Origin of the sequence: Geodermatophilus sp. DF01-2 (assembly GCF_004571065.1) — a bacterium.
GTDB lineage: Bacteria > Actinomycetota > Actinomycetes > Mycobacteriales > Geodermatophilaceae > Geodermatophilus.
The window spans coordinates 37,698-49,727 of sequence record NZ_SPQN01000008.1; the positions used below are offsets into that span (position 1 = coordinate 37,698).

The window sequence follows — 12,030 nt, forward strand, 5'->3', positions numbered from 1 at the left end:
TGGAGGCTCCCCCGCCTCCTCCCCCCGCGCTCGGCTCAGGCCGGCGCGCCGACCTGCTCCGCGGCGGGACGACGGTCGAGCGGGTGGGCCAGCTCGTCGGCGGGCAACCGGGCGACGAGGACGGCGACGACCGCGAGCACCGGGGGCACCAGACCGGCGACGAGGAAGGTCGCGGTGAGCCCGGCGGCCTCGCTGACCGGGCCGGCCAGCGCCATCGACAGCGGCATGAACGCGCCGGAGAGCAGGAAGTCCAGGCTGGAGACCCGCCCGAGCAGGGCCGGTGGGACCCGCCGTTGCAGCAGCGTGCCCCAGATGACCATGCCGCCCTGGAAGGCCGCCCCCATGACCAGGCCGGCGAGGATCATCGGCGCCACGTGCCTGGCGAGGCCGAAGACGGCCAGCGGCAGGCAGCCCAGGCCCCACAGCAGGTTCATCACCGTCAGGTAGCGCCGCGGCAGCCGGCGGGAGGCGACGACGAGCGAGCCCACCGCCCCGCCGACCCCGAAGGCGGCGAGCACCAGGGCGTGCTGGAAGGGGCCGCCGTCGGCGCGGTCGCGGATGGCGAAGGGGGCCAGGACCTCCAGGGGGCCCATCATCACCAGCAGCATCAGCGAGGCGAACAGCAGCGTCGCCAGGAGCCACGGCGTCCGGACCAGGTAGCCGAAGCCCTCCCGCAGGTCGCTGATCACCGCGCGGACCGGGTGCACCGGGACGGCGGCCGGCTCGCGACGGACCGGGGTCGCGGGCAGCCCGGCCACGCACACCGCCGCGCCGGCCGCCGCGGCGGCCGTGACCAGCAGCGCGGCGCCGGGCGAGACGCTGGCCACCAGCAGGCCGGCGGCGGCCGGTCCGGCGACCTGGTGCAGCACCGGCCGCATCATCCCCTCGAGCCCGTTGGCCGCGAGCAGGTCCTCCTCCGGGAGCAGGGTCGGCACCAGCGCCGAATAGGCCGGGTAGTACAGGCCCATCCCCACGCCGCCCAGCAGGCCGACGGCGGCGAGCAGCTCCAACGGCAGGGCGTCGGCCAGCGAGAGCACGGCCACCCCCGCGACGGGGACGGCCTGCAGCAGCGCCACGGCCAGCAGGATGTGCCGCTGCGGCACCCGGTCGGCGAGCACCCCGCCGAGCAGGGCGACGGCCAGCGTTCCGCCGGCGGTCAGCCCGCTGACCAGCGAGACCTCGGCCGGTCCGCCGCCGAGCGCGACGACCTGCCAGACCAGGGCGATCGCCCAGGAGCCGTTGGCCACCAGGGACAGGCCGAGGGAGAGCGCGAGCCGGCGGTACTGCGGGGTGCGCAGCGGGGTCAGCGCCCGCGCCAGGCCGGCCATCGTGCCCCCCTCCCCGGTCGTCCGTGCCGCCCCCTGTGGCCGGCGCGGACCATGGTGCCTGGCGCCCTCCCGGCGCCGCGCGGGGTTTCCCTGGCCTCGTCCCGGGGCGGCCCCGTCCAGAGGCTCGCCGCGAGCCTGCGAGCGGTGAGGAGGACGGGGTCCTTCTACTGCGAGTGGCGGGGGCAGGGGGTCCTTTCTCAGGCGAGCGGGGAGCGCGGGAGGAGGCGGTCGCTGACGATGCGCTTCTGGATCTCGCTGGTGCCCTCGAAGATCGTCGTCAACCGGGCGTCGCGCCAGTGCCGCTCGACCTGGCGCTCGGTGGTGTAGCCGTTGCCGCCGTGCAGCTGCATGGCCTGGTTGGTCACCCGTACCGACATCTCGGTGGCCTCGAGCTTGACCATCGCCGCCTCCTTCTCGCAGGGGACGCCGAGGTCGAGCAGGTGGGCGACCTGCCGGTAGAACGCGCGGGACTGCTCGACCTGGGCGGCCATCTCGGCGACGGCGAACCGCAGCGCCTGGAAGTCGCCGATCGGATGGCCGAACTGCTCGCGTTCCTGCAGGTAGCGGATCGAGTCCTCCAAGGCGGCGCGGGCCAGCCCGACGGCCCGGGCGGCGGTGTGCACCCGGGCGGTGTTGAGGAACAGCTGCGCCTGCGCGAACCCGGCCCGCCTCGCCTCGGCGCCCTCCTCGTCGCTGGCGGCGGCCTCGTCGATGACGTTCCCCCGCGGGATGCGGACGCCGTCGAAGGCGAGGTCCCAGGTCAGGAAGCCGTGGTAGCCGATCTTGTCGATCGGGGAGCCGGTCAGGCCCTCGGGGAACTCCCCGCGCGGCTTCTCCAGCAGCAGGTTGAGCAGGCCCGTCGACCGGGACTCCCCCGGCTCGGGGTCGCGCTCGCGCACGAGCACCTGGATGAAGTCGGCGGCCTTCGCGTTGCCGCACCAGCGCTTGCGGCCGGACACCACCCACTCGTCGCCGTCCAGGACCGCACGGGTGGAGACGCCGGCGAGGTCGGAGCCGGCGTCGGGCTCGGACAGCGCGATGGCGCCGATCCACTCGCCGCGGGCGCTGCGGCGCAGCAGGTCACGACGGCGGTCGGCGTCGGCGAGCGCGGTCCCGAGGCCCTGGGAGCGGGCGAGGATGCTGGCGGTGCTCATCCAGGCGCGGGCCAGCTCCTCGGAAACCATGCAGTACTCGAAGACGCCGAGGCCCAGCCCGCCGTCCTCGGCCGGGACGGTGATGCCGAAGTACCCGAGCTCGGCCAGCCGTTCGAGGATCCGCTGCGGGATCTCGCCCTTCTGCGGGTCGAGCTCGTTGGCGACCGGCAGCACCTCGTCCATGGCGAAGCGGCGGGCCTGCAGCTGCAGCGCCTCCCGCTCCGGCGTGTGCCAGGGAGGCAGCAGGGCGGGCGGCTGCGGCGGCAGGGTCTCGGTCGGGGTCTCGGCTGTCGACGTCATCGTCGGCGGTCTCTCCTCGTCCTGGGCGGGCGCTGGCGTCCACCTTGGCGGTCGGGAGTGCCCTGCGCAGCCCGCCGTCACCCACCGGGACCAGCGTCACCGGCCGGGTGCGGGCCCGCTCAGCCGACGCGGGCGGGCCGGTACGGCGCCCGATCGGGGCGGTCGAGGCCCCAGCTCACGCCGTCGTACCAGCTGGAACAGAGGGTGTCGGCGAAGTACTGGGCCGGCTGCCCGCACTGGCGCGGGCCGGTGCCGGGGTCGTTCGGCGCGGCGTGGCCCATGCCCTCCACGGTGTACGTCGTGACGCGGACCCGACCCTGACGGTCGGCGTACTGCTCGCGGGTGGTGTCGGCCGGCAGCGCGGTGGTCGTCCGGGGCGTCTGGGTCAGCCCGTGCACCGCCGTCCACTGGTCGCGGGACTCCACCGCGTTGGCCGGGCTGACCGTGCGGTCGTCCGTGCCGTGCCAGACCGAGACCTCCGGCCAGTCCGTGGTGCCGGCGGGGGCGGCGCGCCGGACGGCGGCCGCCCACTCCTCCGGGCTGCGCGGCGCGCCGGTCTGCATGCACACCAGCGCGGGAAGCAGGCTGTCGGCGCAGCCGACCGGGACGCCGGCGATGACCGAGCCGGCGGCGAAGACGTCGGGGTAGGCGGCCAGCAGCGCGGCGCTCATGGCCCCGCCGGCCGACAGCCCGGTGACGAAGACCCGCCGCGGGTCGGCACCGTAGGCGCTGACCGCATGGGCGACCATGCTGCGGATCGAGGCTGCCTCGCCCTGACCGCGGGTGACGTCGGCGGGCTCGAACCAGTTGAAGCACGCGTTAGCGTTGTTGAGGCGGGTCTGCTGCGGCAGGACGACGGTGAGGCCCCAGCGGTCGGCCAGTTCCGGCCAGCCCGAACCGGCCGCGTAGCCGACGGCGTCCTGGGTGCAGCCGTGCAGCGCGACGACGACCGGAGCGCCCTTCCCCAGCCCGGCCGGGCGGTGCACGTACATCTCCAGCGAGCCGGGGTTCGGTCCGAAGTCGGTCACCTGCACCGGGGCGGCCGCCGCGGCGGCCGGGCCCGCTCCGCCGGTGAGCAGGCCGGCGGCCACCAGGGCCGGCACGAGGACGAGTCGCAGCAGGGCACGGCGGCGCACGAGGCCTCCTCCGGGAGCGGATCGGATGCTTCCGACGGTATGGCGCCGGTCACGGTCCGGCGATGGGGTGGCCCCACACGTCGCCGTCCGGAGCGGTGGCCGCCGGCCACATCAGCGGGCACCGCGCTCCTGCGCCAGCCGTACGTAGTGGTCGACGGCGGCGGGGTCGTCGACCGCGCCGACGTTGAGGGCGCGGGCCGCGTCGACACCCTGGAACAAGCGCTTGAGCGGGACCTCCAGCCGCTTGCCCGTCCGGGTGTGCGGCACGCCGGGCACGGCGAGGACCTCGTCGGGGACGTGCCGGGGACTGGCCTGCCGGCGGATGGCGTCCCGGATGCGGGCGGTGAGCTCGTCGGTCAGCTCCTCGCCCGGCGGGAGCTGGACGAACAGCGGCATCCAGTAGCCGCCGTCGGGCTGTTCGACGCCGAGGACGACGCAGTCGACGACCTCCGGGATCGACTCGACGGCGGCGTAGATGTCCGCCGTCCCCATGCGGACGCCACCGCGGTTGAGCGTGGAGTCCGAGCGCCCGGTGATGACGCAGGTTCCGCGCTCGGTGACCTCCATCCAGTCGCCGTGCCGCCAGATCCCGGGCCACGGCTCGAAGTACGCCTCACGGTAGCGGTGCCCGTCGGGGTCGCTCCAGAAGCGGAGCGGCATGGTGGGCATGGGCTCGGTGATGACGAGCTCGCCCAGCTCGCCGACGACGGGCCTTCCCTGCTCGTCCCAGGCGGCCGCGGCGACGGCGAGCATCGGGCGCTGCAGCTCGCCGGCGGTCACCGGCAACAGGAGCGAGCTGCCGACGAAGCCGGTGGCGACGTCGGTGCCGCCGGAGATCGAACCGAGGAAGACGTCGCTCTTCACCGCGTCGTAGACCCAGGAGAAGGCCGAGGCCGGCAGCGGCGAGCCGGTGGAGCCGATGGTGCACAGCGCCGAGAGGTCGTGGGTGTCCCCCGGCCGGATGCCGGCCTTCTCGCAGGCGGTGAGGTAGCCGGCGCTGGTGCCCAGGTAGGTGAGTCGCGTGCGCGCGGCGAGGGCGAACTGGGCGTCGACGGACGGGTAGGCGGGCGCGCCGTCGTGGACGACGACCGTGGCGCCGACGAGCAGCGCCGAGGTGGCGATGTTCCACATGATCCAGGCGGTGGAGGCGTACCAGTAGAAGCGGTCGCCGGGGCCGACGTCGCCGTGCAGGCCCAGCTGCTTGTGCTGCTCGAGGACGACGCCGCCGTGGCCGTGGACGATGCCCTTGGGCAGGCCGGTCGTGCCCGACGAGTAGACGATCCACAGCGGGTGGTCGAAGGGCAGCTGCTCGAAGACCGGCTCCTGGCCGTCCGCGACCGCCTCGGCCCAGGGGAGGGTGCCGTCGGGGACCTCGTCCGGGAAGAGCCGGGGGACGGCGATCGTCGTCCGGACGCTGGGCAGGGCGTCGCGCAGCTCGGCGACGACGTCGCGGCGGTCGTGGGGCTTGCCGTTGAAGCGGTAGCCGTCGACGGCGACGAGGACGGTGGGCTCGATCTGGGCGAAGCGGTCGAGGACGCTGCGGGTGCCGAAGTCGGGCGCGCAGGAGGACCAGACCGCTCCGACCGCCGCGGCGCCGAGGAAGGCGACGACCGCTTCGGGCACGTTCGGCAGGTAGCCGGCCACCCGGTCGCCGCGCTGCACGCCGAGCCGGCGGAGCGTGGCGGCGAAGGCCCCGACCTGGGCGCGCAGCGTCGCCCAGCTGGTCTCGACCGGCTCGGCGTCCTCGGCGACGGCGATCAGCGCCGGGCTCGTCCCGTCGACCGCGCCGTCGGCGGCGTGCCGCAGGGCCTGCTCGGCGTAGTTGAGCGTGGTGCCGGGGAACCACTCGGCGCCGGGCATCTCGCGCCGGGTGAGGACCCGGTCGTCCGCGACGCCGGGCAGCACGCCGGACCACTCGGCGACGTCGGCCCAGAACTGGTCGAGGTGCTCGACCGACCACCGCCAGATCGCGTCGTAGTCCGGCGGGTCGCCGAGGTCGAGCCCGCGCCGCCGAGCCACCCGGTCGGCGAACCGCGCGAGGCGGGTGGCCCGGATCGACTCGGGCGTGGGCCGCCAGAGGACCGCGGGTTCGGCGGACGTGTCAGCGCTCACAGCTAGGAGCCTGCCACCTCCGGCCGCGGCGGGGTCCCGCTGGTGTGCACTGGCTGTGGCCTCCGTGCGGGCCGAGACCACGCTGGGCGCACACCGGCGTCCGGCAGCAAGATGGAGTCCCATGAGCGAGCCCGAGGCCGAGGTCGAGCGGAACGTGCTCGGTGGGCCGCTGCAGCCGTGTGGCACGGAGCCGCTCACCGGCTTCTACCGCACCGGCTCCTGCAGCAGCGGGCCCGACGACCTGGGCAGCCACACCGTGTGTGCCGTCGTCTCGGCGGAGTTCCTGACCCTGCAGCGGGACCTCGGCAACGACCTCACCACCCCGCGGCCCGAGTACGGCTTCCCCGGCCTGCGCCCCGGGGACCGCTGGTGCGTGGTGGCCGCGCGGTGGCTGCAGGCCTACCAGGCCGGAGCCGCCGCGGGCGTCGTCCTGGCGGCCACCAACGTCCGCGCGTTGGAGGTGGTCCCGATCGAGGCCCTCCGCCAGCATGCGGTCGACGTCCCCGACGACCTGAGCAGCCTCGACTGAAAGAGGACCCCCTTGCCCCCCACCATGGAAGGACCCCGTCCTCCCCACCCTTCGCAGGCTCAGGGTGGGACCCGGGACGGGGCCACGGCGGGACCCTGCACGGAGGCCGCCGACCTGCACTTCTGGTTCGACCCGGTCTGCCCGTTCGCCTGGATGACCAGCACGTGGGTGCGGACGGTCGCCGCACAACGGGAGTACCGCGTCGAGTGGCGGCTCATCTCGCTGCGGCTGCTCAACCGGCACGTCGACTACGACGCCCAGTTCCCACCCGGGTACGAGGCCGGCCACACCGCCGGGCTGCAGCTGCTGCGGGTCGCCGCCCGTGCCCGCGCGGAACACGGTCCGGCGGCGCTCGACCCGCTCTACGCCACGCTGGGCCGGCACGTGTTCGAGGACCCGGCCGGGCAGCCGCCGCCGGAACGGGCCACCAGCCGGGCCTTCGTCGAGCAGGTCCTCACCGAGGCCGGGCTGCCGACCGGGCTGGCCGGCGCGGTCGACGAGGAGTCCTGGGACGCCGAGATCCAGGAGGAGACCGACGCCGCCCTCCGGCTCACCGGCAAGGACGTCGGGACCCCGATCCTGCACTTCCGCCCGCCGGACGGCACCGCCTTCTTCGGCCCGGTGATCAGCCGGGCGCCCAGCCCGGAGGACGCCGTCGCGCTGTGGGACCACGTCGTCGCGCTCGCCGACTTCGCCGGTTTCGCCGAGCTGAAGCGCAGCCTGCGCGAGCGGCCGCAGCTGCCCGCCTTCGGCGTCTCCCCGGGCGAGGTCGGCCGGCAGGAGGACTGGCACGGGGGAAGCCGCCGCCAGCACCGCTGACCAGCGCTCTGGAGCGCACGGCTGACCGGCGCGAGGTTCCGGACTAAGGTGAGCCTGGCCTACCTCGCCGTCTGCCCCAGGAGTCGCTCGTGTCCTCGACGACCGAAGCCGTCCTGCGGCGACAGGATCCCGGTGGGGACCGCAGCGACCCGGGGCCGGATCATCACCCGGTCGCCGGGAGCAGGATGACGCCGGGCCGGGGCGGCCTGCTCCGCCGGCGCCGGACCCGCCTGCTGGGGCTGCTCCTCCTGGTCGGCCTCGTGGTGGTCGCCGCGACGCTCAGCATCGCGATCGGCTCCCGCAGCATCGGCCTGGGCACCGTCTGGGAGGCCCTGACCGACCCGGGCGTCCCGACCGAGGAGTCGGTGATCGTCCGGGAGCTGAGGGTCCCGCGCACCGTGCTCGGCATCATGGTCGGCCTGGCGCTGGGCATCGCCGGCGCGCTGGCCCAGGGCCACACCCGCAACCCGCTCGGCGACCCGGGCCTGCTCGGCGTCACCGCTGGGGCCTCGCTCGGCGTCGTCCTCGCCATCTACCTGCTCGGCGTCGGCACCCCGGCCGGGTACGTGTGGTTCGCCTTCGCCGGCGCGCTGCTGGGCACCGTGCTCGTCTTCACCCTCGGCTCAGCGGGGCGCGGCGGGGCCACACCGGTCACCCTGGCCCTCGCCGGCGCGGCGCTCTCGGCGCTGTTCTACGCGCTGGTCCGGGCGATCCTGGTCAGCGACACCGACAGCCTGGACGCCTTCCGCTTCTGGGTCGTCGGCGCGCTGTCCGGCCGCGGTGCCGACGTCGCCTGGCAGGTGGCCCCCTTCATCGTCGTCGGCCTCCTGCTGGCCCTCGTCAACGCTCCCGCTCTCGACCTGCTCGGCCTCGGCGAGGACGTCGCCCGTGGGCTGGGCCAGCGGGTGTGGCTGGCCCGGCTGGTCGGCCTGGCCTCGGTCACCCTGCTCTGCGGCGCGGCGACCGCGGCCTGCGGGCCCATCGCCTTCGTCGGCCTGGTCGTGCCGCACGTCGTCCGCGCGTTCACCGGCCCGGCGCACCGCTGGCTGATCCCCTGCTCCGGCCTGCTCGGCGCCGCGCTGCTGCTCGTCGCCGACGTGATCGGGCGGGTCGTCGTCCGCCCCGGCGAGCTGCAGGTCGGCATCGTGCTCGCACTGATCGGGGCACCGTTCTTCATCGCGCTCATCCGCCGGCGCCGGCTGGCCGGCCCGTGACCGAGCTCGCGAGGTCACGCACGGGCGGAGCACCTCGGGGCACGAGCGGGGAGAGCTCGTGACCCAGCTCGCGAGACCGGCCACGAGATCCGGGACGGCGACCGCCGAGCGGGTCCGCCAGCCCGGGGAGACCGTCGTCCGCATCGGCCCCGCCTCCGGGCGGGTCCGGTGGCGCCACGTGGCCGTCACGGTCGGCGCCGCGGTCGTCGTCGTCCTCCTCGGGGCGGTCAGCCTCGGCCGCGGCGACTTCCCCATCGGCCTTCCCGACGTCCTGCGCACCCTGGTCGGGCTCGGCGAGGACACCCAGCAGTTCATCGTCCTGGAGCTGCGTGCTCCCCGGATCGTCGTCGGCGCCCTCGTCGGCCTGGCCCTCGGAGTGGCCGGCGCGCTGTTCCAGACCTTCGCCCGCAACCCGCTGGCCTCCCCCGACGTGCTCGGCATCACCCAGGGCGCCTCGGTCGGCGCGGTGGCGGCGATCGTCCTCAGCGGGGCGACGGGCGGCTCGGGGGTGCTCGACGGCGTCGGCGTCCCGCTGGCCGCGCTGCTCGGCGCGCTGGTCACCGGCCTGCTGCTGCTGGTCCTCACCTGGCGCCGCGGCATCGACGGCTACCGGCTGGTGCTGGTCGGCATCGCGCTGTGGGCGATGGCCGCGGCGCTCACCGACTGGCTGCTCACCCGCGCCGAGATCTACCAGGCCGCCAGCGCCTACGTGTGGATCACCGGCTCGCTCAACGCCCGCTCGTGGGACGAGGCCGTGCCGCTGCTGGTCTTCCTGGCCGTGCTGCTTCCTGCCGCGCTCGCCACCAGCCGGGCACTGGGCGTCATCCAATTCGGCGACGACACCGCCCGCGGGCTCGGCGTGCGCCTGATCCCCACCCAGGCCGCGGTCGTCCTCGTCGCCGTCGGGCTCACCGCTGCCGCCGTGGCTGCGGCCGGCCCGATCGCCTACGTCGCCCTGGTCGTCCCCCAGGTCGCCGTCCGGCTCACCGGGGGCCCACGGCCGCCGCTGCTCGCCTCCGGCCTGCTCGGCGCCGCCCTGGTCGTCGGCGCGGATCTGCTCACCCGCACCGTGCTCCCCCAGGCCCTCCCTGTCGGCGTCCTCACGGCGGCCGTCGGCGCGCCGTACCTGCTCTGGCTCCTGGTCCGCGGAAGGCGGCGATCCACGCTATGACCCTGGACGCGGCGACCACCACCCTGCCGGCGAGCGGAACGGTCCGTCTCGCCGCCGAGTCGGTCAGCCTCGCCTACGACGACCGGGTCGTGGTCCGCGACCTGGACCTGCAGCTCACCGACGGTTCCTTCACCGCGATCGTCGGCCCCAACGGCTGCGGCAAGTCCACGCTGCTGCGGGCGCTGGGCCGGCTGCTGCGGCCGACCGAGGGCCGGGTGCTGCTCGACGGCCGGGCGATCGCGCGGACGCCGACCCGCGAGGTGGCCCGGGTGCTCGGCCTGCTGCCACAGGCCCCGGTCGCGCCCGAGGGCCTCACCGTCGGCGACCTCGTGGCGCGCGGCCGGCACCCCCACCAGTCGTGGCTGCGGCAGTGGTCGCGGGACGACGAGGCGGCGGTCGCCGAGGCGCTGCGCTGGACCGACATGGCCGACCTGGCCGAGCGGCCGGTCGACGAGCTCTCCGGCGGGCAGCGGCAGCGCGCCTGGATCTCCATGGCGCTGGCCCAGGGCACCGACCTGCTGCTGCTCGACGAGCCCACGACCTACCTGGACCTGTCCCACCAGATCGACGTCCTCGAGCTGGTGGCGCGCCTGCACGCCGAGCGCGGCCGCACCGTCGTCGTCGTGCTGCACGACCTCAACCTGGCCGCGCGCTACGCGCAGCGGCTGGTGGCGATGGACGACGGCGCGCTGGTCGCCTCCGGCACACCGGAGGAGGTGCTCACCGAGCAGCTGCTCGCCGACGTCTTCGACCTCGAGGCGCGGATCGTCCCCGACCCGGTGGCCGGGACGCCGATGGTGGTGCCGGTCCGCCGGCTCCGCTGAGCCTGCCCGCCGTGTCGGGCCGCAGCTGGCCTTCGCGCGCCGTGCACCGCGACGGCCTCGCCCCCTCCCGAGACGCGAGGACGTCCACCGCACGTCCTCGTCGACGGCGTCCCGGAGCACGACCGTGGTCGCCTGCTGTCGGCGGGCGGCCAGGCGAACCGAACAGCCACTGCTCTCAGTCGCGACAGGGGCGTACGAGCAGACGGGAGCGGACCAGAAGGCCCGCACCCGGACCTCGATCCGCAGAGACCGCGAGCAGGTCGCCAACCTGGTCGGCAAGAAGCCGCCTCGGCATCGAAGGTCCGTCCTCCGGCGCTACGACGCGACGCCGTCCTTCCAGTACCCCATGAACGCCACCGACCCGCGCGGAACGCCGAGGTCACCGACCAGCCGGCGACGCAACGTCCTGACCACCCCGGCCTCGCCGGCCAGCCAGGCGTAGCAGGCCGAGGCCGCCCCGCCGTCCGCGCACCCGCCCTCCGGGACCTCCCACAGCAGGTCCTCGCCGACGTCCTCCGGAGGTGCGGCCGGCGACGAGGCCACCCCCAGCTCGCACAGCGCGGCGTGCACGGCCGGCACGAGCCGGGACCCGCGCGCCGCGCCGTCCCGCGGCAGCCAGCGAAGCGTGACCCCGGGCGGGAGGGCGACGTTCATCGCGTCGTCCGCGGTCGGCACCTCCAGCAACGCGGTCACCGACCGTGAACCTCCGCCATGGGTCCGACACCGCGCCTCGGTCCCCTCCTCGCTCACTGGCGCTCGCCGCGATGCTCCCTCGGCTGTCGTCAGGCGGCCGCCGAGGGACTCGAGGATCGCGCACACCGCCGGGACGGCGGTCTCGTCCCCGGCCAGCAGCAGCGTGCGCGCGGCCGGCGGCGGTGCCCACTCCACGCCCCACGGCCGGCCGGATCCGGGGCGGTCGGGGCCGAGCAGCACGATCCGGTCGCCGGGGACGGCGGCGGCCGCCCAGCGCGCGGCCGGGCCGGCGTGCCCGTCCTCGACCCCGTGCAGGACGACGTCGACGTCCAGCTCGGCGCGCTCGGGCCGAGCCGCTCGGACCGTGTACGTGCGGATGAACGGGCGCTGCTCCTCGGGCATCGCGCAGTACTCGGGGTACCAGTCGCCGCCGCGGTCGCGCAGCCGGTCCAGCCCGGCGTCGTCGCGGGACAGCACCAGCTTGAACCGCTGGTCGCAGCCGGCGGCGCCGAACCCGGCCAGGCCCGGCCCGGCGAGCGTGAGCCGCACGAAGCTCGGACCCAGCCGGCGGACGGCGGCCACGGAGGCGTCGAAGAACTGCCAGGCGGGTGCGGCCACGGCATCCGGCTGCGCGGTGAGCGTCATGCGTCCTCCCCCGACCCGGCCACCCCTTGCGGTAGCCCACTTAGGCGAGGCTAACCTGAGCTGCCCGTCGGGGAAACCCCTGGAGCCAACTGCGAGGAGTTCCGT

General features: G+C 75.3%; 10 protein-coding genes. 5 read left to right on the forward strand and 5 right to left on the reverse strand.

Annotated features, from left to right (window positions below; all coding sequences use genetic code 11):
• Positions 1–35 precede the first annotated feature (35 nt).
• From E4P41_RS04480 to E4P41_RS04495, 4 genes are all read right to left on the reverse strand, one after another.
• A complete protein-coding gene (locus E4P41_RS04480) occupies positions 36–1,328 on the reverse strand; it encodes an MFS transporter (RefSeq protein WP_135139664.1) in 1,293 nt (430 codons plus the stop codon).
• 197 nt (positions 1,329–1,525) lie between these two features.
• Positions 1,526–2,782 (reverse strand): acyl-CoA dehydrogenase family protein, encoded by a 1,257-nt coding sequence (locus E4P41_RS04485; protein ID WP_135139665.1) that lies wholly within the window; start codon positions 2,780–2,782, stop codon positions 1,526–1,528.
• A gap of 119 nt (positions 2,783–2,901) precedes the next feature.
• The gene (locus E4P41_RS04490) at positions 2,902–3,918 is read right to left on the reverse strand and encodes a PHB depolymerase family esterase (protein ID WP_209307542.1); all 1,017 of its coding nucleotides are present in this window, start codon (positions 3,916–3,918) and stop codon (positions 2,902–2,904) included.
• Between the two features lie 111 nt (positions 3,919–4,029).
• Positions 4,030–6,030, reverse strand: a complete 2,001-nt coding sequence (locus E4P41_RS04495) for an acetoacetate--CoA ligase (protein ID WP_209307543.1) — start codon at positions 6,028–6,030, stop codon at positions 4,030–4,032.
• Positions 6,031–6,151: 121 nt separating this feature from the next.
• Between E4P41_RS04495 and E4P41_RS04500 the strand changes: the two genes are divergently transcribed.
• From E4P41_RS04500 to E4P41_RS04520, 5 genes are all read left to right on the forward strand, one after another.
• Complete coding sequence (locus tag E4P41_RS04500) at positions 6,152–6,559, forward strand: DUF2237 domain-containing protein (RefSeq protein ID WP_135139667.1); 408 nt, start codon at positions 6,152–6,154, stop codon at positions 6,557–6,559.
• A gap of 153 nt (positions 6,560–6,712) precedes the next feature.
• Positions 6,713–7,378 (forward strand): hypothetical protein, encoded by a 666-nt coding sequence (locus tag E4P41_RS04505; protein ID WP_135139668.1) that lies wholly within the window; start codon positions 6,713–6,715, stop codon positions 7,376–7,378.
• Positions 7,379–7,563: 185 nt separating this feature from the next.
• Positions 7,564–8,592 carry an iron ABC transporter permease gene (locus E4P41_RS04510; RefSeq protein ID WP_135139669.1) on the forward strand — a complete coding sequence of 343 codons (1,029 nt, stop codon included), beginning with the start codon at positions 7,564–7,566 and terminating at the stop codon, positions 8,590–8,592.
• Positions 8,593–8,650: 58 nt separating this feature from the next.
• Positions 8,651–9,763, forward strand: a complete 1,113-nt coding sequence (locus E4P41_RS04515; protein WP_135139670.1) for an iron chelate uptake ABC transporter family permease subunit — start codon at positions 8,651–8,653, stop codon at positions 9,761–9,763.
• Positions 9,760–10,587, forward strand: a complete 828-nt coding sequence (locus E4P41_RS04520; RefSeq protein WP_135139671.1) for an ABC transporter ATP-binding protein — start codon at positions 9,760–9,762, stop codon at positions 10,585–10,587. Before E4P41_RS04515 ends, E4P41_RS04520 begins: the two co-directional genes overlap by 4 nt.
• A gap of 315 nt (positions 10,588–10,902) precedes the next feature.
• On the opposite strand, the gene E4P41_RS04525 is transcribed toward E4P41_RS04520, so the two are convergent.
• Positions 10,903–11,925, reverse strand: coding sequence for a siderophore-interacting protein (locus E4P41_RS04525; protein WP_209307544.1), 1,023 nt, complete (start codon positions 11,923–11,925; stop codon positions 10,903–10,905).
• Positions 11,926–12,030 lie beyond the last annotated feature (105 nt).

Coding starts and splice junctions, on each gene's coding strand:
- E4P41_RS04520 (WP_135139671.1), top strand. CDS start 9,760: ATGACCCTGGACGCGGCGACCACCACCCTGCCGGCGAGCGGAACGGTC.
- E4P41_RS04500 (WP_135139667.1), top strand. CDS start 6,152: ATGAGCGAGCCCGAGGCCGAGGTCGAGCGGAACGTGCTCGGTGGGCCG.
- E4P41_RS04505 (WP_135139668.1), top strand. CDS start 6,713: ATGACCAGCACGTGGGTGCGGACGGTCGCCGCACAACGGGAGTACCGC.
- E4P41_RS04510 (WP_135139669.1), top strand. CDS start 7,564: ATGACGCCGGGCCGGGGCGGCCTGCTCCGCCGGCGCCGGACCCGCCTG.
- E4P41_RS04485 (WP_135139665.1), bottom strand. CDS start 2,782: ATGACGTCGACAGCCGAGACCCCGACCGAGACCCTGCCGCCGCAGCCG.
- E4P41_RS04525 (WP_209307544.1), bottom strand. CDS start 11,925: ATGACGCTCACCGCGCAGCCGGATGCCGTGGCCGCACCCGCCTGGCAG.
- E4P41_RS04480 (WP_135139664.1), bottom strand. CDS start 1,328: ATGGCCGGCCTGGCGCGGGCGCTGACCCCGCTGCGCACCCCGCAGTAC.